General features: G+C 66.8%; 18 protein-coding genes. 8 read left to right on the top strand and 10 right to left on the bottom strand.

What is annotated here, in order from left to right; translation table 11 throughout:
- Positions 1–5 precede the first annotated feature (5 nt).
- On the bottom strand, positions 6–926 hold the full coding sequence (locus tag L3Q67_RS33200) for a hypothetical protein (RefSeq protein WP_499185364.1): 921 nt from the start codon (positions 924–926) through the stop codon (positions 6–8).
- Entirely contained in the window at positions 916–3024 is a 2109-nt protein-coding gene (locus L3Q67_RS33195) for a hypothetical protein (protein WP_499185363.1), read from the bottom strand. Before L3Q67_RS33195 ends, L3Q67_RS33200 begins: the two co-directional genes overlap by 11 nt.
- A gap of 277 nt (positions 3025–3301) precedes the next feature.
- Here L3Q67_RS33195 and L3Q67_RS33190 point away from each other — a divergent pair, with 277 nt between their 5' ends.
- Entirely contained in the window at positions 3302–3493 is a 192-nt protein-coding gene (locus tag L3Q67_RS33190; RefSeq protein WP_499191706.1) for a hypothetical protein, read from the top strand.
- A 554-nt stretch (positions 3494–4047) separates the two neighbouring features.
- Here the strand turns inward: L3Q67_RS33190 and L3Q67_RS33185 are convergent.
- A complete protein-coding gene (locus L3Q67_RS33185) occupies positions 4048–4872 on the bottom strand; it encodes a hypothetical protein (RefSeq protein WP_499185362.1) in 825 nt (274 codons plus the stop codon).
- Positions 4873–5108: 236 nt separating this feature from the next.
- On the opposite strand from L3Q67_RS33185, the gene L3Q67_RS33180 reads away from it, so the two are divergent.
- On the top strand, positions 5109–6032 hold the full coding sequence (locus L3Q67_RS33180; protein WP_499185361.1) for a PDDEXK family nuclease: 924 nt from the start codon (positions 5109–5111) through the stop codon (positions 6030–6032).
- A 347-nt stretch (positions 6033–6379) separates the two neighbouring features.
- Here the strand turns inward: L3Q67_RS33180 and L3Q67_RS33175 are convergent, their stop codons facing one another.
- Positions 6380–7513, bottom strand: a complete 1134-nt coding sequence (locus L3Q67_RS33175) for a hypothetical protein (protein ID WP_499185360.1) — start codon at positions 7511–7513, stop codon at positions 6380–6382.
- Between the two features lie 264 nt (positions 7514–7777).
- Between L3Q67_RS33175 and L3Q67_RS33170 the strand changes: the two genes are divergently transcribed.
- Positions 7778–8983 (top strand): IS110 family RNA-guided transposase, encoded by a 1206-nt coding sequence (locus L3Q67_RS33170; RefSeq protein ID WP_209663709.1) that lies wholly within the window; start codon positions 7778–7780, stop codon positions 8981–8983.
- A 180-nt stretch (positions 8984–9163) separates the two neighbouring features.
- Here the strand turns inward: L3Q67_RS33170 and L3Q67_RS33165 are convergent, their stop codons facing one another.
- The 3 genes from L3Q67_RS33165 to L3Q67_RS33155 all read right to left on the bottom strand — a co-directional run bounded on the left by L3Q67_RS33165 (position 9164) and on the right by L3Q67_RS33155 (position 13125).
- On the bottom strand, positions 9164–10879 hold the full coding sequence (locus tag L3Q67_RS33165) for a recombinase family protein (protein ID WP_499185359.1): 1716 nt from the start codon (positions 10877–10879) through the stop codon (positions 9164–9166).
- Positions 10880–11437: 558 nt separating this feature from the next.
- Positions 11438–12643, bottom strand: coding sequence for a DNA-methyltransferase (locus L3Q67_RS33160; protein WP_499185358.1), 1206 nt, complete (start codon positions 12641–12643; stop codon positions 11438–11440).
- Positions 12644–12696: 53 nt separating this feature from the next.
- Positions 12697–13125, bottom strand: a complete 429-nt coding sequence (locus L3Q67_RS33155; protein WP_499185357.1) for a hypothetical protein — start codon at positions 13123–13125, stop codon at positions 12697–12699.
- 311 nt (positions 13126–13436) lie between these two features.
- Here L3Q67_RS33155 and L3Q67_RS33150 point away from each other — a divergent pair, with 311 nt between their 5' ends.
- Complete coding sequence (locus L3Q67_RS33150; RefSeq protein ID WP_499185356.1) at positions 13437–13601, top strand: hypothetical protein; 165 nt, start codon at positions 13437–13439, stop codon at positions 13599–13601.
- Positions 13602–13607: 6 nt separating this feature from the next.
- Here the strand turns inward: L3Q67_RS33150 and L3Q67_RS33145 are convergent, their stop codons facing one another.
- Positions 13608–14408, bottom strand: a complete 801-nt coding sequence (locus L3Q67_RS33145) for a DNA cytosine methyltransferase (RefSeq protein ID WP_499185355.1) — start codon at positions 14406–14408, stop codon at positions 13608–13610.
- Between the two features lie 149 nt (positions 14409–14557).
- Here L3Q67_RS33145 and L3Q67_RS33140 point away from each other — a divergent pair, with 149 nt between their 5' ends.
- Complete coding sequence (locus L3Q67_RS33140; protein WP_499185354.1) at positions 14558–15202, top strand: class I SAM-dependent DNA methyltransferase; 645 nt, start codon at positions 14558–14560, stop codon at positions 15200–15202.
- Between the two features lie 22 nt (positions 15203–15224).
- On the opposite strand, the gene L3Q67_RS33135 is transcribed toward L3Q67_RS33140, so the two are convergent.
- Together L3Q67_RS33135 and L3Q67_RS33130 are read right to left on the bottom strand one after the other, a co-directional pair.
- Positions 15225–16079, bottom strand: coding sequence for a TRM11 family methyltransferase (locus tag L3Q67_RS33135; RefSeq protein WP_499185353.1), 855 nt, complete (start codon positions 16077–16079; stop codon positions 15225–15227).
- Between the two features lie 26 nt (positions 16080–16105).
- Positions 16106–16930 (bottom strand): hypothetical protein, encoded by an 825-nt coding sequence (locus L3Q67_RS33130; protein ID WP_499185352.1) that lies wholly within the window; start codon positions 16928–16930, stop codon positions 16106–16108.
- A 367-nt stretch (positions 16931–17297) separates the two neighbouring features.
- Between L3Q67_RS33130 and L3Q67_RS33125 the strand changes: the two genes are divergently transcribed.
- From L3Q67_RS33125 to L3Q67_RS33115, 3 genes are read left to right on the top strand one after another with little or no spacing between them, the layout of a single operon-like run.
- Entirely contained in the window at positions 17298–18179 is an 882-nt protein-coding gene (locus L3Q67_RS33125) for a hypothetical protein (protein WP_499185351.1), read from the top strand.
- Complete coding sequence (locus tag L3Q67_RS33120; RefSeq protein WP_499185350.1) at positions 18169–18291, top strand: hypothetical protein; 123 nt, start codon at positions 18169–18171, stop codon at positions 18289–18291. Before L3Q67_RS33125 ends, L3Q67_RS33120 begins: the two co-directional genes overlap by 11 nt.
- A gap of 33 nt (positions 18292–18324) precedes the next feature.
- Complete coding sequence (locus L3Q67_RS33115) at positions 18325–19200, top strand: IS1380 family transposase (RefSeq protein ID WP_499185349.1); 876 nt, start codon at positions 18325–18327, stop codon at positions 19198–19200.
- Positions 19201–19274 lie beyond the last annotated feature (74 nt).

Genomic DNA, 19274 nt, shown 5'->3' with positions numbered 1-19274 from the left:
TCGGCTCAGGGAATCTGCTCGATGACTTGATGTAGCGATTCGGCAACCTGGTTCGCAATCGCGAGGGGCACGTTGCTGTAGCTGCTCGTCTGCGCGGAGTGGCTGACGTCGGGTGCGCGGCCGCTGCATAGTGTCAGAGCCCTGGCTTGCAACGCCGGTAAGGGCATAGCGTGCTGGTCCACGAAGAGCGTCCCGATGTGCGTCCGTCCTTCGCGGCCCTCGGAGCGCCAGCGCAGTACACGGGTGCCGCGACGGGCGAGGTCGATGAAAGTCCCCGTGGCCCGATCGGTATGCAACCACTCGCCTCGGTGGCGGTAGAGGTGGACTACGCGGCCGTTCGCCCGCAGGCGATAGAGGCCGTCGAGTTCTGACTTGTCCGTTACGCGGACGAACCGTCCGCTGGGGTTGAGTCGCTCCAGGTCAGTCACCCGGGCGGGCGGTGGCGAGGGACGGCCAAGGCTGGCTACTGGCAGATGCGCGGCCAGCCGAATGGCCGCGCACCCCGCGTACCGGGCTCCGACGTTGGCCGCCACCTCTCGCAGCACGGCTACGTCGTCGAACTGGATAAGCCAGGAGGCGGGCATAGGCAGGTCGCCATCTGCCGGCTCGGTGTGGTGGACGTGAAAGGCGACCTCGCTGGCCTGCAGCTTTTCTGCTATCCCGGTCGGCCGAGCACCGGTGACGACGGCGGTGCCGTCGGCGACGGGCAGCCGTGCTATCACAGAGGGAGTTGTTGCCCAGCGGTCCTGCTCCCACCACACTTCTGCGTGGCCGAGCGCAAGCAGTTCCCGTACCCAGCGCCCGCTCGCGGCGGCCGTGGCGTCCGTGTCTGACGTGCGGGCCAGCCATGTCAGATGGTCGCGCAGGCTACGGATGCCGCCCGCCCCGGTCTCGCTCATCCAGCGCAGCATCAGGTCAGCGTCCACGGTGCCGCTCCCACTCCTGGCGATACTCATCCCAGAGCGGCTCTCCCGACAGTTCGTATCTGGCAAACTGGTGCCACAGCGCCCGGGATTCGGGATCAAGCCGGGTGAACACAGGCTCGTGGGGGCGCACCTTTTGGATCCGCCAGTGGTCGCCGCGACGCTGGGCCAGCCACGCGGCGGTGTTACTTGGGATGAGTTCGAAGTAGTAGGACGGGGCATCGAGCACCCTGGACACCGCCGACGCGGCCGCAGGCTCCGGTACCTGCTGACAGGCGCCGTTGTGATGCAGCAGCCAGGTCTGGTCCTGCCCACGCCGGGCGAGCAACGGCTCCGGGGCCTCGGGACCAGTCACCTCCGCTCCACACACCTGATACACCGTCCGGTCATCGGTCAGTTCCCCCTGCTCGTCCCAGCCGATCCCGCCCCATCGGGCGGGGGAGCTGGAGGGCTCGGCGTCCAGGATGTGAAATACGAGCCGTTCCCCGTCGACCTGGATGTTGTGCTCCCCGGTCCTTAGTGGCCCGATACGGCGCAGCGGGATCGGAAAGCCGGACCCGCTGAACGGCGGCTGCTGGCTGACGCCGTCTAGTGCGGCGGTGACCTTGCGGGCTAGCTCACCGCTAGGCAGCAGCAGGTCAGGTTCCCCGCCATCAAGGTAAAAATTACGGCCCAAGTGTCTGGCCAGCGGCAGTCCCTTCACTAGCTGAGGCCGTGCGACGACGTCAGGACGGACCGAGGTGGATCGCAACACCGGCGTTCCGCTCAACACCTGATCCAGGCGGCCCGCGTCACTGAAGGTGACAGCCGTGAAAATCCTCCACCCCGGTAACAACTGCCGGGCAGGCGCCTGCCGTACAGACCGCCACCCAGGGTCAGCTGCGTGCAGCAGTACCCGCTCGATGTGGGAGGCCAACTCGTCGCACGCAGCGATTAGATGCTGTTCGTATGGGACCACTGAGTGGCAGGATAGCCATCCGCCAGCGTCAGGGTCCTCGGCGAGAACGACTACGGGACTGGGTGGGAAGTAGGCGGAACTCTGCTTGCCCTGCAGGCGTACCCCCTTTCTGAGAGCCTGAGGCGAGGCGGGAATAACCGTGTCGACGACGCACAGGGTGGCGTAGGGGTCCCGGGAGATGGCGACTTCGTACCGCTGGTCATCGATCTCGCCTTGCAGGACGTCTGTATCGACGCCATCTGCGGCTGTAATAGCCCACCTGGCGGTCTGACCTCTTAAATCGAGGACTAGCCTGATTTCCAGTCGGCGGAGCCCCTCATTGGTGACGATGCGTCCATCCCAATGCTGCGCGAGCCGGACGATCGTCGGTTCCAGAAACTTCGCTCGCACCGGATCATGGACCGTTTCGCAGAACGCTTCGCTGAACCCACGAGGCCGAGCCATCCACAGTCTCAGCTGGGACAACAATGATCCGGGAGCGGGCATGCCGCGGGACTTCAAGTCGAGCGCGGCGAAGAACCGGGTAAGCTCGGCGCGGTCAGTGCGGCGCAGGACGGCCTGCGACAGCGGGAACCCAATCCGTGTCAGATCCGGATGGTCCACGATCGTCGAGATACCGAATTCACCGTCGGTGCTGGTCAGCCAGTCGTGCAGAGTGCGCCACATCGTCACGACCTGAGTGAATGCACCGTCTTCACGCAGTGCGGTCCGGATGCGCTGTCGAGCGCGGTTGTCCGCATCAGGGGCGAGCACTTGGACAAGGCGGACGTAGAAGTTATTCGCCGCGTTCTCGGTGTCGCGATGCATACGGGTGGCTGCGAGAACGGTGAGCGCGAGAAGTGGCAATGTCGGCGGCGGCGTCCGTCGGTCGCCGCACTGCCACTCAGCCTGCTTCTGGCTTAGCCGGTCGAACATAAGCTTCCCGCGGTCGACGTCGACCTCCTCGGCCACCGCCGCAGACAATGATGCAGCCGCTCCTCCAAGGCCTGCAGGAAGCAGCCGCTGCAGTTCGTCGTCGTCAACGAACAGCATAAAAGGGGCGCCGCGTCGAAAGAATGCGGCCGCGAGCAGCTGCTGCCAGCGCGCGTAGCCAACTAGGCTGCCTGGCACGTCCGCCCTGACTGGGTGACAGGAGGTGCTCATGGCCTACACCCCCAGCTTTCTCCTCGGATCACTTCCGCGGTTCGTCCGGTGACTCGTTGTGCCGCGATGAACGGCCGATGTCATCCATGTCGATCTCGTGCCTGGGCTGTCGCTGCTTGCTCGCCGGACGTTACAGACCGTGCGCACCGTGATAAGTTCGTGAGGAATCCATAGAAGTCAGCCTTCCTTCAGGGCCACGCTGGCGCCAGTCGATGATCAATCATCGGCATGGGCCGACCACTGGCTGTTTCGCAAGGCACCGTTGTCAGAAAATGTCGTGCTGTGCTTGCCATCAACAGATATCGAGAAAATCTTCAACCAGCCCTCAGGGCAGCGGCAGCTCAAGGAGCTGTTCGTCAGCCCCGGGACGGACCGCCCAGGGCCGCCGTGGGCACCGTCTCGCAGCAGCTGGTCTTCACACGCGGCGGCGCCAGAAGGCGGCCGCCGATCTCGGCGTGCTTGTTCCTGACGATGGCGAGTTCGTGAGCGTGTGCGTCTGGTGCGCAAGCACATCCACCACGGCAGTCGCAAGACCTTCACCAATTCGAGTGGCATCGAGTGGGCCATCGCCCTGCCAGACGATCCGACCGCCGCTTCTCCGCTGATTCTTCGCAGCTAGCCGCTTGGCCATCCACTTAAACTGCGCCCGCGTGAGATTCTCCGCGCCGGCAAAGTCCAGATGCGCTGGCCGCCGAGACCGACCGACACGCTCCACTGAGGATCACCGCAAGCGGGCGACGTTTTCTGTAGCCACATCGTCGGGGGTCAAGCGGCATCTTTCGTCGAGTCACCGCCCGAAGAACGAGCAAGCAACGTACCGATTCTCCAAATGGACCGAACCGCGCTACCCTGCCAGCCATCAGTCGGCCGGTGCCGGTTCTGACCCGGCCGTCATGCCGATGGACGCGGATCCCAACCCCGTTAATCCTGCTCGCAATCGACCGGTCACCGTTGCCGTCCAAGTATTCCGCGAAGATCCGTCTCACCACACCGGCCGACTCATCCTCGGATTCCAGCATCAGATCAACCCTTGCCTCGCAACTGCCGTTCGACCTTGTCAAGCTCGGCTGGAGTGGGAAAATGAAACTCCCCGTGCTCCTCAGCGCTGTCCATAGTCAAGGCGGCGAAGCTGAACTGACCACCGGGGAATAGCTCCTCCACGTGTTTCTTGCGACCGCGCTGGACCACCTCTGCCCGCTGCTGGTCCGCCATCTTGAACCTTGGGTTAATGACAAACACGCTGAGAATGGCGTTACCGACCCACCCGTCCGCACGGAAGTTGGCGTCGGCCAGTGGGTGCACCCGGACGTCCAGACCCCGCTCGCGCAGCGCGACCGCGGTATACATTTCTCGCATGAACCCGTAGTAGGCGTTGCCGATCCGCCAGTCAAGTGACCCTTTGGCCAGGTATCGCGCTCGGTTCTCCGGGTCTATCACGCGCCGGTGCTTGCTAGTGATCCTGGCAAGTTCCTCATTGAAGATCTTGGCTTCACATTCGGCTCGTTCGTCGCCGAACATCTCCCTGCCACGATGGGTTCCGTAGACAAATTGGTCGAACTCGCTCCATAGCGGCGGGCGGCCGATATCCTCTAGCAACAAATGAAACAAGTGCACGAACGCGAAACTGGGTTCCCAGTCGCGTGCGGCGACGATGTGCTTTATCTCGCTCTTCTTCAGATCCCCGAGCGGGTGCTTATGGTGTTGCTTGATCCAATCGAACGTCACCGTCGAACAGTCGTAGATCGCCTTGGTCGTGTGATCGCGCATGGCTGCGACGACACCGTGCTTGATTCGCTTCGGGTTGTCCTCCCAGCGCGTGTAGTATGCTTCCCGCGCTTGCGGGGTCACCAGGAAGGTGCTCCGTACCTCGTCTGCGCTAGTTTCCACTGACGCTTGTCCCCTCGACGTAAATCCGTGCTGCGGCAACCTAGCGCAGACAGCCGCGGTACCGCGCGGCTTTTAGGCATGTCCGCTAGCTCCTGCGTCCCGTCTCGTGCGCTCCCTCAGTCACGAAGCCATCGTGATCCGCCTGTTGTTCAGACGGCGCGCCGCGGCTGACAGCAGGCTCCCGATAACCTCCAGGCGTGATTGAACCGCTCTTTCAAGACACCGATCCTGAGCTGGACAAAGTCAAGGCTGTACTGCTGGCCACGCCAGACGTCAAGAGGCGAGCCGCACTGGCGATCCGCCGGACGCTGAACATGCTGCTGGACGGCCCGAACACTGGCCGGTACCGCTGGGACCAGCTGCACAAGACCGAGAAGACGCACTGCGGCACCCTGGTCGAGATCAACCTGCAACGCGAGTTCAACTTCACTGACGGTGACAAACTCGATTACTCGATCGCCGACATCGACGTCGACTGCAAGTACTCCCACGGCAAGAGCTGGATGATCCCGCCGGAAGCTTTTGGCAAGCTCTGCATGGTCGTCGCGGCCAGTGACCAGGACGGTGTCTGGAGCCTTGGCATCGTCCGAGCTCGGAACGAGTACCTCAATGCAGGACGTAACCGTGACGTCAAAGCCACGCTGAACCTGCTCGGCCGAGACAACATCCGCTGGCTCTTCCAGGACGCGCCACTGCCAGAGAACGTCCTGCTGCGCTTGGCGCCCGCGGACATTGAAGCGATCTTCAGCAAGCCATCGGGACAACGGCGGCTCAAGGAGCTGTTCCTGCGGGCACAGGGACGGATCATCCGAAGGGCCGTTGTCGGAACGGTCGCGCAGCAGCTTGACTTCATGCGCCGCGCGCGCAGCGGCGGCGGAGCACGCGACCTCGCCGATCGCGGCGTCGTCGTCCTCGGCCAGTATGGACTGCACCAGAAGGCCGCAGCCGGTCTCGGCCTACCCGTTCCCGGGGACGGCGAGTTCGTGAGTGCGCGTCTAGTGCCCTACCAGCCCCATCACGGCGACCGTGGCACTTTCACAGACGCCAACGGCACGAAGTGGGTCGTGGCCCTTCCGAGCGATCCAGCCGCAACGGCTCCCCAAATCCCGCATAAGGATTGACGCCCTGGAGCGAGGCGTCGAACGAGGCGCACCTGCGCGGCCGACGGGCCGCGGCTGTCGATCCGACGCAGGACGTGCTCATCGTCCATCCTGAAGCCGCGGTCCAGCCAACGCCGAGGACGGCGCGGGGGTGTCCGCCCGCAAAGCCAAGCTGGTCGCGCAAAATGCTGTTTCGCGCGGTATCGCCGCAGGTCACGAAGTGCGGTCCCCTGCGGACGGGAACGGTTCGCCGTAGATCGTCGGCGCAACTTTCCAGAGTGAGCGCAACGCGATCCATAGAGGCGTGAACCTTCTCCCTCCGAACCGCGCAAGTCGAACACCACGCAGAACGGGCTGGAAGTTATTGGCTAGCTCGCAGGCGTCGAAGGTCTGGAGCGGCTGGCGAGGTTGCCGCGGAAGGTGGTCGCGCGGTGCCAAGCGAAGTACGGCTCAGACTCCGGCCGGTGGGCCTCGCAACGGCGACCAGCCAGATGTACCAGGCGCAGTTTCAGACTCCCGGCTGGAAGTTCGTCGAGTTCTACAGTCTGGATACGACCAGTTTCGTCGACGGTGACCCACCCCGACTCGTACAGAGCGTCGCAGCCGAAGCTGCAGGCGAGCATTGCGATGTCGCGGAGATTCCGTCGTTCGGCGTCGGTGCAGGCTGCGCGTTTCTTCACGTGCGCGGCGACCAGGAATCGCACCGGGAATTCGTCGCCGCACAACGCACAGGGCGCGCACTCGCGACCTTCTCCGAGCAGCCGGCGCAATTGTGCCTGTTCGGTCCGTACCTTGACTTGCGCGAGCACGTCGAGTTCCCCGAAGTGACTGTCGCCCGCTTCGGGCTCGTCACCCAGGCCGGCCAGCGTCACCGTCGCCGGAGACGGGGTGACACGAACGTGCGGCAGAGTTGCGAGTACGGCCCCTACGAAAGCGCTTCGGTGACCGAGTACGTCGACCGAAACCTGGACCGAGCCACGCTCGCCGAGCAAGTCGAGCCCGTGCTGGACGTCGGCGACCGCGACCGGCTGTCCCTCGGGCGACCGGTCGGTCGCCACAAGCGCCGCTCCTTCCTGGACTCCGAGGATCTTGTTCGGCCGGCCTGCCACGGTCAGGATAGTCTCGCCAGTGAGATCGTGGAGCAACTCGTCCGCCGGCGGCAGTACTGTGTTCGAGACCGGTTTGGCGGGTGCAGCGAGATCTGCCGCGAGCCGCCCGGCGTCATCTGGACCGTAGCCAGGTACCGCCAGGCGCAGCTCGATCCGCTTTCGGTTGTTTCCCTCCTTCGCCGCGCCATCCGGCAGGCCAACTCGCCCCTGCGCCCGGGTGATCTGCAGCCGCACCTCATCAATGTCGCGTTGCACAGCCAACTCGACCGGGACCGGGACGATACTGCGGTCTTCTTCCGGTAAGTGCGCGGTCCGCGCCGACGCCACCACACCGGACACCAACACCGCCTGCCGGTCACGAAGCCGATCAAGCAGCAGCGTCAGCGCCGGCACATACTGGTCGTTGCGCGGCCTCGACCCGCCGCCCCCCGTTACCTTTTTCGTAGTTCCTGATCAAGGAGCTGTGGTCGCCAGGTTCGGCATGACTGATGCCCCCAGTCGAGTCCATGATCCGGGGGGTGGTGTCACTGGGCCTGGCGGCATCGAGGGACCGCTGATAGGGACACGGCCACCCCGCCGGGTAGGTCTCGTCGTAACGTGGGTGCCGGCCATCGATGCCTGACCGGCGACCACCCGCGACGGACGAAAGACGCGTGCATGAGCAGCAGTTTCGGCGTGTTCCTCGGTCTTGACGTCGGCAAAGAGTCCCACCACGCGGTGGGCCTGGACCCGGCCGGGAAGAGGCTGCACGACGGCCCCTTGCCCAACAGCGAACCCAAACTGCGAGCGCTGTTCGACAAACTCGCCAGCCACGGGCCGCTGCTGGTGGTCGTCGATCAGCCCGCGACGATCGGCGCGCTGCCGGTCGCTGTCGCACGAGCCCACGGGCACCAGGTCGCCTATCTGCCCGGACTGGCGATGCGCCGGATCGCCGACCTCTATCCCGGGCGGGCGAAGACCGACGCCCGCGACGCGTTCATCATCGCTGATGCGGCCCGCTCGCTGCCCCACACGCTGCGCCCGGTCGACGTCGGTGATGACACCCTGGCCGAGCTGGAGGTGCTGGTCGGCTTCGACGACGACCTGGCCGGTGAGGCCACCCGCCTCGGCAACCGCATCCGCGGGCTGCTCACCGGCGTCCATCCCGCCCTCGAACGCGCGATCGGCCCGAAGATCAGTCATCCGGCGGTCCTGGAAATCCTGTCCCGCTGCGGCGGCCCCACCGGAATCCGCAAGGCCGGGCGCCGCAAACTCACCGCGATAGCGAAGGCCCACGCCCCGCGCATGGGCGACAAACTGGTCGAGGCGATCATGACCGCGCTCGGCGAGCAGACTGTCACCGTCCCCGGAACCACCGCCGCGGACACCGTGCTGCCCAGACTCGCCGACAGCCTGAAAACCGTGCTCCAGCAACGCACACAGCTCGCCACCGAGGTCGAGGAGATACTCGATGCGCACCCTCTTGCCGGGGTCCTGACCTCCATGCCGGGCATCGGGGTCAGGACCGCCGCCCGCATCCTGCTCGAAATCGGCGACGCCTCCAACTTCGCCAGCTCCGCACACCTGGCCGCCTACGCCGGCATCGCCCCGGTCACTCGCGCCTCGGGCACCAGCATCAAAGGCGAACACCCCGCCCGCACCGGCAACCGCAAACTCAAACGCGCGTTCTTCCTCGCCGCCTTCGCCGCACTGCACGATCCGGCCAGCCGCACCTACTACGACCGCAAAAGAGCCGAAGGCAAGAAACACAACGCCGCCCTCATCTGCCTCGCCCGACGCCGCTGCGACGTCCTCTACGCCATGCTCCGCACCGGCACCCACTACCGACACCCCGAACCAGCCCACACCGCGGCAGCCGCTTGACAAACCCATAGGGACACCCCCCCGGCCGCCAGCGCTCTCCAGCACCAAGCTCAGGTGCTCGCCGCCGGCGAACACGGAGAACTCAGCGTTCAACTCAACACCGTTATCATCACGTGCAAACACCGTGTAAGCCTGCCAGACCGGTCCGGCCACTCACCGCTTGGAGTCCATGGCCGACTTCTACAACTGTTGAAGAGGCCGCTTCCCAGCTTCTACATCAGGGCGAGCCGTGTGGTTAGTGTGCAAATCGCCCCTCGGACACGTTCCATAACCCCAACTGTGCGAGTCGAGCGTAGCCTCGGCTCGCACAGTTCGTTTACCGGGTTGGTAGGTCAGCCGGAGCCCGAGCTGGCGGTACACCTCCGCCTTGTCCGTCGGATCGGCCTCGGTCAGCACCTGCCGGATGCTCCCGAGCGCCTCGACCAATCCCTGGATCTCCTCAGCGGACATCCGCCGACGGCCGCCCGCTGTCCTGGACCGGGCCGTCGCCTCGGCGCGGCGGGCTTGAACTTCAGCCATCCAGCCGGTTACCAGCTGCGGATCCGCGCCCGCCTCCAGCGCCGCTCGGTGGCGGATCAGCTTCTGGTCGCACTCCTCGATCGCCCGAGCCGCAGCCACAGCGGCCGGATCGATCTCGAGGTCCGACTGCGCATCGCACATCTCGTTGATCGCCTCGGTCAGCCGGTGCGGCGCTAGCGCAGTGCACAGCCACTGATCCAGCGGCTCGAGTAGCTCCCGCTCGGCGAGGTAGACGTTGCGCGGGTGCTCGACCTTGTTCGCCAGGCCGTACTCGTTGGGGAACCGGCAGCGGTAGTACAGCGACTCCCTGCTCTGCTGTCCCTGCATCCGCCGCCCGCATAACCCGCAGTGAAGCAAGCCACGGAACACGTATCGGTGAACTGTGCGATGCCGCTCGCGGGTGTTGCGGCCCGCCCCTTTGGCGGCCATCACCTGCTGCGCGCGTTCGAACAACTCGACATCGATCAGCGCTTCGTGCACCAAGTCGTCCGACCACACCCACTGGTCCCGCTCGTTCCAGCGCAACTTCGTCTCATGCCCCAGCGCCACGTCCTCGACGTCGATGAGCACCTCGTCCTTGCGCTGCTTGTTCCACACCTGCCGACCGGTGTACCGCGGGTTCGACAGGATCGTCCGGATCGCGCCCTTGGACCAGGCGATCCCCGACCGGTGTGGGTTGCGCGCCGGGTCGTACGCCGAGGGCGAGGGAATGTCATCCCGGGTCAGCGCCTCGGCGATCGCGAAGATGCCCCGACCGGCCACGTACTCGGAGAAGATCCGCCACACCACCGGCGCGGTGACCGGGTCCCGCTCCAACCGGCGCAGGCGCTTCCCGTCCGCGGCCTTGGCCGGGTTTGGATGCGGACCGGCATCGGCCAGCTGATACCCGTACGGGGGGCGACCGCCGAGAAACCGTCCCTCCACGCTGGCCTGCGCCGCCATCGCGGAGCGCACCCGGATCTTGATCCGATTGCGCTCCCCCTTGCTCATCCCGCCGAAGACCGACATCACCAGATCGTGTGCCTCGGAGTCCGGATCGACCGCTCCCCCGACCTCCGGCACCCACAACTGCACCCCGTAGTGCACGAACACCGGAAAGGTCAAGCCGTACTGATTGCCGTAGAACGCCCGCTGCGGCTCCCCGATCGCCACCGCGTCGAATCCGCGGTTCGGATCGCGCAGCGCGCTCAGCAACAACGTGGCTTGGGGCCGCCGCTTCCACGGAATCGACCGCGACTCCCCCACATCGAAGAACTCGGCCACGACCTCACCGTGGCGATCCGTCAACGCCCGCGCACGCGACAACTGCCAGTTCCGGGACGCCTCGGGATCCTGCTGATCCTCGGTCGAGACGCGACCATAGAACGCGAACCTCACCGCTAGGCCGCCTTCCACTTGTGCTGGGCCAGTGCCCGTGCTCCGTTCCGGCGCTGGTCGGTTGCCCGGCTCTTCTGCACATTGACCAGCAGCCGGAGCAGGGCTCGCGCGGCACCCGGATGCAACTGCGGAGGCCCAGCCGGTGGGATCACCCGCAACTCGCCACCAGGCAGACGCTGAGGTAGTCCGTCAGTCACGGATCGACTCCCGGTCCCGCGAGGCGGGCACTGACCAGAACTGGCAACCGACCGTTGCCGACGGGTCCGGACATGCACTCCGGCTTCCCTTCGTAATCTCCTGACGTCACAGGTCACCGCCTTCCTCAGAGAATCGGGGCCCAGAAGCCTAACCTCAAGCGGCCTGGAACGGAGGCCCCTAACGGGTGGGCCCGTGCGCTACGTTCGTAGTCATAGGGTCACCATTGATTCCGCGAAGCGCCGCATGACGATCTGGTGATAGGCGACGTTCGTATCGATACCGGTGAAGCGGCGACTGAGTCGGCTCTCGGCGTCTGTCGCGTAGAAATCAAGTCCTTGCTTTGGTGGTACAGCGACGGCGTCACGCTGCCCTGCTCTTGTAAGCGAGGCCGAGGCGTCGCAGCCCGATGTCGTGAAACTCGGGACTCAGCTCGATGCCGATGTAGGAGCGGCCGAGTTGGCGGGCGGCGAGGCCGGTCGTGGCGGCGCCGCTGAACGGGTCGAGCACGGTTCCGCCGTCGGGGCACCCTGCGGCGATACACCGCAGGGGCAGGTCGATCGGGAAGGCGGCGAAGTGCGCTTCCCGTAGCGGGCGGGTGGTGATCGACCAGACGTCGCCGGGGTTCTTGCCGCGCGGGTGCGCCGCAGCGTGGCGGGCTCCGGTCGGCACCATCGCCACGCCGTGCTCTTTGCTGACGAAGGGGTCGCGGTGGTGGTACTTGCCGTACACACTTTGCCCGCGGCGGCGGGCGGTGGCGTCGACTCCTGCGCGGCGTCCTTTGTTGGCTCCGCCGATCACGCTGCCTTCCTCGAGTGCCTCGGGGCGGGCGAGTGGCTCGCGGATCGGGTCGAGGTCGAAGTGGTAACGCTGCTGCTTGGCCAGCAAGAACACCATCTCGTACCGGTTCGACAGGCGGTCACGCACGGACTCGGGCATGGCGTTGGGCTTGTGCCAGACGATGGCGTTGCGCAGGATCCACCCATCTTTCTGCAGTGCGAACGCGACGCGCCAGGGCATGCCGACAAGGTTTTTCCTCGGCAGTGCCCGGGTGCGGTGCACTCCGGCGCGGCGGACGGATTCGCGCAGTGTGGCCGCCGCGGCGCGCCCGGACAGGGTGCTCGCGCGCATGCCATCGGCGACGTGTCCGGGCGGTTCGGCGGAGTAGGAGTCGCCGAGGTTCAGCCACACCGTTCCGGTGTCGACCAGGACCCGGGACAACTCGCGGAACACTCCGCGCAGCCGGTCGACGTAGTCCTGCGGAGAGGGTTCCAGGCCGTGCTGCTCGTCCTCGCGGCGGGCCCCGCAGTGGCGGCACTTCGCCGAGTTCGGACGCTGTTGACTCGAGTGTTCGGCACGAGCGGCGTTGTCACCGCGGTCGAGCACGGCCAGGTGTGGGCAGGCAGAATTCCCCCCGGTCCAGCGCGCTGTGCCGTAGTCGCGCAGGCCCCAGTACGGCGGGCTGGTGACCACACAGTGCACCGAGCGGTTGGGCAGGTCGGACAGCACGGTGGTGGCATCGCCGGCGTAGAGCGTGATGCCGTCGTCCTGGAAATAGGGCTGGGACATCGCTACCTCCTTCGATTTCGGTTGAGTCGTGAGCTGGGATAGAGCGCCGCACGTCAGCCAACCGAGCGAGTGCCACTACGGCGGCTGCGACCGGGCTCGCGACGGCGCGTCGAGGTGGCTCGCCGGGCCGGGGCGTGTCGCGGGTCGACCGGCGCGTGGCAGGACACGTGGTGCAGGTGGGCTACGTCGTCGAGGAGCAGACTGAGCGCGTAGGCGGCTTGTGCGGGCATGACGCCGTTGCCCAGCGCCCGCAGTTGTGCGGTACGTGGAAGCCCGAGGTGCTCGGCGGTGACCCAGCCCGGTGGCAGGCCCATCAGCCACTCGACGAAGACGGGTGCGAGGACCGGGCGGCCGTGCCGCCCCGGCTGTGTCGGGTGGGGCGCGGGGCGTCGCAGGAGCAATTCCCAGCGGTGCACAGCGGCGGCGTACTCGCCCCACCGGGCCGGGCCCGGTTCACCGCGGGATGTTCGGGCCGCGGTCACGCTCGCTCACGTCCTTGTCGAGGGCGGGGTGTGGTGACCGCGATGACGACCGGTGGCAACATCAAGTCGCCCTTCGAACCGCGTTGCGCGGGGCAGCCCTTCGTACCGTCGGTCGCGCGTGGAGTCGGCAGGAACGTAAACTGTCCAGCAGGGACGGTCCTCCCCGTCGTGTGGCAGCGGAGATACCGTTGGAAGAACCGTCGTGCGCGGTCGGTGTCGGCAGCAGCGCCCCACGCGCCCGGGGAAAGACAGCTACGAAGCCCCCCCCCCCCCCCCCGAACTTTGTTGCCGCGCAACAGGTTTCGCCCGGCATGTCGGTCGGCGCCGGGCGGGTGAGCTCGGGTTGGGACGGTCCGCCGCCGTGCGCGGTGCAGCCGCAGTTCTTCGCGGCCGAGGCCGTCGAAGTCGGCAGCGACTTCAATTCGGTCAGCATCGCGCAGCCAGCCGACATCAGCCCTGGGTTCCGCACGGGCTGAGCCGGCTCATGCGTCGTCACGACGGAGTTCACCGCGTCGTTGAGATTGACTTGATGACCGCCGGCGCGCCGCCGCGTCGGATCCACCGGACCGCGAGGTTCGCCGTCGCGTGCTTGCGGGGTGGGCATCATCCGCGTCCCATCGCGGCTGGGGGACGGCACACAGGAACACGCGTTCACGTCGGTGGGCAGCGCCGATGTCGGCGGCGCGTACGCAACGCCAGACCGCGTCATACCCCGCTTCGGCCAACCCTCCGAGTACACGGTCGAGACCGCCGCCCCTCCAGCGCAAGGCACCGACGTTCTCCACGACGACGAGACGGGGTCGTAGAACGCGAATGGCGTCCAGGATGGTGTGCCACAGTCCACTGCGAGCGCCTTTCTCGATACCCGCACGCCGACCGGCCGCGGAGATGTCCTGACACGGGAACCCCGCGGTGAGCACCTCGACCGGCTCCACCACGGCGAAGTCGACGGCACGCAGATCGCCCAGGTTCGGCACGCCAGGCAGGCGTGCCGCGAGAACTGCGGCCGCGTGCGGGTCATTTTCGCTGTACCAGACGATCCGCCCACCCAGTACCGCGGCGACGCCGATGTCGAACCCGGCAACCCCTGTGCACAGCGACCCGATAACTGGGCCCTCGGTCGCCACGAAGCGCAACGTATCGGGCGTGCTGACACGCTGGAGGTCGGCCTGCTTGGGCGAGTTCTTCTGTCGTCGAGCCGGGTCGGGTGAGTGTCTGTGGCTGCCAGTGTGTGCCAGCTCGGTTCGGCGCTGGCGGTGGTCATGGTCATCGCGCGTGGCCATTGAAACCTTCTCGGAGTTGGAGGCAGGGCTTGAGCAGGCGAGGAAGACGACTCAGCTCGGGTGGATGCGCCACAACCGGTGCCGACAGCGCGCTCGACTCTTCGCGTCGGCAGTCGGCAAGATCGTGATTATGGAATATCGTGTCGGTCGTGACCACGGACGACTGGTTGGCCGACACACGAACCTCGTACGACACAGTGGCCGTCAGCTATACCGACCAACTGCGCGACGCCCTCGCCGGTGACCCTCACCTGCGCGCCGCACTGGCGGTCTTCGCCGAACATGTGCGGGCCGCCGGCGGCGGACCAGTGGCCGACGTCGGCTGCGGCCCCGGACATGTCACCGCCCACCTGCATGGGCTCGGTATCGACGCCTTCGGCATCGATCTTTCTCCGGGAATGATCGACGTAGCCCGGCGTGACTACCCCGGCTTGCGGTTCGAAGTGGGCTCGATGACCGACCTGCACCTGAGCGACGCTTCGGTGACCGGCCTGCTCGCCTGGTGGTCACTAATCCACATCCCAGACGACGAGGTGCCAGCAGTCTTTGCGCACTTCCGCCGAGTACTGCGCCCAGGCGGACCGTTGCAGCTCGGCTTCCACGTCGGTGACACCTCGCGGCTGAAGACGGAAGGCTACGGCGGCCACCCGATGACGGTCCATGTCCACCGCCGTCAGCCGGATAAGGTGGCTTCCTGGCTGCGTGACGCTGGGTTCGATATCGAAGCCCAGTGGTTGTGCGGTCCGGATGAGCAAGTGCCGCAAGCATTTCTTTTCGCACGCTGCCCGTCCTAGGTCCGGAATCCATTGGTGGCCCCTAGGCCGCAAGTGGTTCGGGTCGCGCTGTCCGCATTCGCCGGTGCAGGGAAGGCAAGGGCGGAATTGGCTGGGTCAACGCCGGATCACCTGCCTCCCTCTCTGTCCGGAACACCAGCGCGGTGTGGTGCGCAGGCAGTGCGATTGGGTGGCCGAGTGCGCGTTCGGCGCGGGTGGCCGCGCGTCGTTGGGTGAGGGTGGCGTGGGTGTACACGCGTCCACTGCGGAGGTCGGCGGTGAGGGCGAGGCAGCGCGCTACCGGCAACAGCCCTGCGGCGCTTTCGGCGTCGATGATCTGGCTGGGAACGTCGAGCAGGAAGTGCTGGGTGGGGTGGCGTTGTGGCGGGCAGGTGATGACGACGTGGCCGCCGGGGCGGACGAGCTGGCGGTACTGCGACAGCAACGTCGCGAGCCGGTTCACCGCGTCGCCGGGGCGGGCTGGGCGCAGGGTGGTCAGGATGAGGTCGATGCGTCCGGTCAGTCCTGCTGTGACCGCCGCGGCAGCCGTAGTGGGGCGTCGATCGAGGACGAGGACCATGCCGTCGGCGAACGCGCCGCGGGCTTTGGTGGCGGTGACGTTGGCGCGGGCCAGGCGCCACCATCGGTGCTGGCCGGTCAGCCCGATTGCGTGCCGCCCGGCGCCCAGCGCTTCGACGATGGTCGTCCCGGCTCCGCAGTCCGGGTCGAGCACGATGCCGCCGGGGCGGGTGAACGCCGTGATGGCGTAGCGGGCGATGGCGGGCGTCATCAGGGCGTTGTCGGAGTTGGTGGCGGGGTCGTATCCGCCGTCGTTGAGTTGGGTGGCCAGGCTGGTCGTGCCGGTGGGCCACACCGAGGTCACCAGCGGCTCAGGCATCCGAGTTCTCCGTCCGGTCGGCGGCTTCACCCGCGGAGGCGGTGCTTTGCGGGGCGGGTGAGCAAGAGGAGGTCGTGGTGGTTCCGGCCGGCTGGCGGGTGCGGGTCGTCGGAAGGCCGAGGAAGTGGTGCGTCGAGCACGGCGATGTGGTCGTGCATCCGGAAGCCGCGATCACCCAGGGTGTTCACAATCGTGGAGTGCGGGTGCAGCAGTCGCGAGCCGTGTCGGTGACCGTGTGTGAAGGCCGCGATGAGTCCGCGGTGGGCGACGAGGGTGTCCCAATCGGTGTGGTGGAGCCAGTCGGCGGAATCCGGGTTGACCGCGGTGACGATCAGGGTGAAACGGCCGTCGGTGCACTGGCGGCCGTGTGCCGACTCGGCGGCCGACTGGGTCACGGCGAGCTGGTTGGGCCGACTGAGTCGGGGTCGCGACGCCGACTCGGCTTCGGTGATGCTGGGCGGGTCGGTGAGACCGGGCGCGTAGTCCAGGGCGGCTGCAGCGGTGGCGGTGTCGGCGCCGCGGCCGAGCCGTGCCATGTTCCAGACGGCCTCAGCGAGTCCGGCGTAGGGCTGTTCGCGTCGGGCCCGGATCGGTGCGGGTGGGGCGAGGAGAAGGACGCGGTCGCCGGGTCGTGTGTAGGTGGTGACGAGGGTGATGATGGCGTGGCCGAGCCAGCCGGCGAGGCGGGCGGTGCCGGGCAGCAGTTCGGCGTCGGCGAAGGGCCACAGAGTGGCCGGGCGGAGCCCTCGGTTGGCAGCGGCGCGATGCCAGTTGTGACCGGCGGGCAGAGGTCCGTGGGTACGGCGGTGCAGCGTTCGAGCAGGACGGTGACGGCGTGGTGGTGAGGTCATCGGCGGCTCTCCTCGCGGTGTGGTCGGCGTGGTTCGCCAAGTCACCTCAAGAGGCGGTCATCGGGTCCGATTTTCGACACCGGATTGACAATTTCATGAACACCCAGCCCGTCCAAGCTGATTGCGGTCACCCTTGCCAGCGACAAAGTCGCTAGGAATACTACTTCGCCCGCCCAAGCCCACTAAATTCCGACTAAAACCAATTTTCAGTGCGATCCGTAGATGTCTCGCACACCCACTCAAACCCACGAGATGTGCGTGATTTAGTAAGCCGAGTTTCTATTAAAAAGATCATCATTGGTCTTTTCTTGTTGCCGTTCTGGCGTCCTGACGGGGTCGATCACCCGAACCGGACAGGAGCTAGGAAATGTCGAACGAGGGACACGAGTGGCTGCCGCTGGACACAGCGCGCGATGCCTTCCAGTGGCTGGTGACCGGGCCGGAGCCGATGGCCGTGGACGGTGCTCGATTCACCGGGTTGCCGCGACGGCCGGTGCCGTTGGACGAGTTGCGGGACCGGTTGCTGAGCAAGCAGTGCCCGGCGCGCACGCGCGATGACGTCTGGGCCTATCTCGTGCTGCAATCGCGGGCCCGTGGCGGGGCGTGGACGGTCGCTTGTGCGGGTATGGCGTTGCCGTCGCTGGCGGCGAGCGCGCGGTGGATGGCTGCGCGGTATCGCGGCGATCGCGCTGACGTGCACGCGGCCGTGCTCGCCGGGTTCCTGCAGGCGTTGACGACGGTGGATCTGGCCGATCCCGGGATCGTCGTCCGGTTGCACTACGCGGCCCGGCGTGCCGGGCAGGCGGCCTTGGAGGAGTCGCTCGACGCGCCGCTGCCGGTCGGTTCGGGGTATCGCTCGGCGGTGCCGCGGCAGCCGTACGGGCACCCCGATTTGGTGCTCGCGCAGGCGGTCGGTGAGCAGATCCTGACGCCCGTCGAAGCGGAATTGGTCTCGGCCACGCGGCTCGGCGGGACGTCGATGACCGACTGGGCGCGCGAGCACGGCAGTGCGCTCAAGACCGCCTTCAAGGCGCGCGATCGGGCCGAGGACCGACTCGTGGCCTGGCTGCGTGAACGCGTCGCCAACACCGACTCGGAAGACCCCGTCGCCGACGCCGCGATGGCGGCGGTGGTCGCACGGCGCGATGCCGCGGTTGTTCACCGGGTCGCGGGCGCCCTCGACCTGCGGGTCGTGGCTGCGGGGGTTCACCCATGGTCATGCCGGGCAGCTCGCGTCGGTGGCTTCTGAGGCGGTGGTCCGGCTGGCGGGGCGGGTTCCGTCGCTGCTGGCCGGTGTCGCGGGGCTGGCTTTCGTCGATATCGACGCCAAGATCAAGGAAACCTACGGTCATGGCAAGTAGGGCAGCGGATTCGCCTATAACGGGGTCCGGGGCTTGAACCATCTGATCGCCACCGTGTCCAGCCCGGTCTGCGCGCCGGTGATCCTGACCGCGCGGCTGCGCGGCGGGAACTGCGATTCCCGCCGCGGGGCGGCGTCGATGATCACCGAGGCGATCCGGCTGGCCCGCCGCGCCGGGGCGACCGGGATGATCGTGGTCCGCGCCGATTCGGCGTTCTTCACCGGCCCGATCATCGCCGCGATCCGCGCGGCAGGCGCCTATTTCTCCATCACCGCCCAGAAAAACGTGGCCACCCGGGCCGCGATCAACGCTATCGGCGAGGACGCCTGGACCACGATCGCCTACCGGCACCCGATCCCCGACCCCGAGACCGGGCAGTGGATCACGCACGCCGAGATCGCCGAAACCACCCTGACCGCGTTCGTCAACACCAGCCAGAACCCCGGCCGCGAGGTCACCGCACGACTGCTCGTCCGCCGCACACCGCGCTTCACCACCAACGACCAGGGCGAGTTGTTCCGCACCTTCACCTACCACACCGTGTTCACCGACACCCGTTTCGACCTGCCCACCGCCGACGACCACCACCGCAAACACGCGATCATCGAGCAGGTCTTCGCCGACCTCAACGACACCGCCCTCGCCCATTTCCCCTCCGGCCGGTTCCCCGCCAACCACGCCTGGCTGATCCTGGCCTGCCTCACCCACAACCTGCTCCGCGCCGCAGGCTGCCTGACCAGCGTCTTCCACGCCAAAGCCCGCACCGCAACGCTGCGCCGGCACCTGATCGCCATCCCCGCACGCATCACCCGCACCGCCCACCGCATCACCCTGCGACTACCAGCGAACTGGCCCTGGCAACACCACTACCAGGGCCTGTTCACCGCCACCCACACCCGAACACCCTGACCCCCGACCCCACAACCAGGCCACAGTGGACACACCGGATGCGAGACCGGTCAACCCCGCACACCCAACCACCA

The sequence above is a fragment of the Saccharothrix sp. AJ9571 genome (genome assembly GCF_021725495.1).
Classification (GTDB): Bacteria; Actinomycetota; Actinomycetes; order Mycobacteriales; family Pseudonocardiaceae; genus Amycolatopsis; species Amycolatopsis magusensis.
Note: the sequence above shows the minus strand (reverse complement) of the source record. Positions and strands in the feature narration are given on the sequence as shown.

What these genes read in the sequence shown, in the direction of transcription:
- L3Q67_RS33145 (WP_499185355.1), bottom strand. Translation starts at nt 14,408, where the DNA reads ATGGCCACGCGCGATGACCATGACCACCGCCAGCGCCGAACCGAGCTG.
- L3Q67_RS33125 (WP_499185351.1), top strand. Translation starts at nt 17,298, where the DNA reads ATGTCGAACGAGGGACACGAGTGGCTGCCGCTGGACACAGCGCGCGAT.
- L3Q67_RS33130 (WP_499185352.1), bottom strand. Translation starts at nt 16,930, where the DNA reads ATGACCTCACCACCACGCCGTCACCGTCCTGCTCGAACGCTGCACCGC.
- L3Q67_RS33135 (WP_499185353.1), bottom strand. Translation starts at nt 16,079, where the DNA reads ATGCCTGAGCCGCTGGTGACCTCGGTGTGGCCCACCGGCACGACCAGC.
- L3Q67_RS33195 (WP_499185363.1), bottom strand. Translation starts at nt 3,024, where the DNA reads ATGAGCACCTCCTGTCACCCAGTCAGGGCGGACGTGCCAGGCAGCCTA.
- L3Q67_RS33160 (WP_499185358.1), bottom strand. Translation starts at nt 12,643, where the DNA reads ATGTCCCAGCCCTATTTCCAGGACGACGGCATCACGCTCTACGCCGGC.
- L3Q67_RS33170 (WP_209663709.1), top strand. Translation starts at nt 7,778, where the DNA reads ATGAGCAGCAGTTTCGGCGTGTTCCTCGGTCTTGACGTCGGCAAAGAG.
- L3Q67_RS33150 (WP_499185356.1), top strand. Translation starts at nt 13,437, where the DNA reads ATGTCGGTCGGCGCCGGGCGGGTGAGCTCGGGTTGGGACGGTCCGCCG.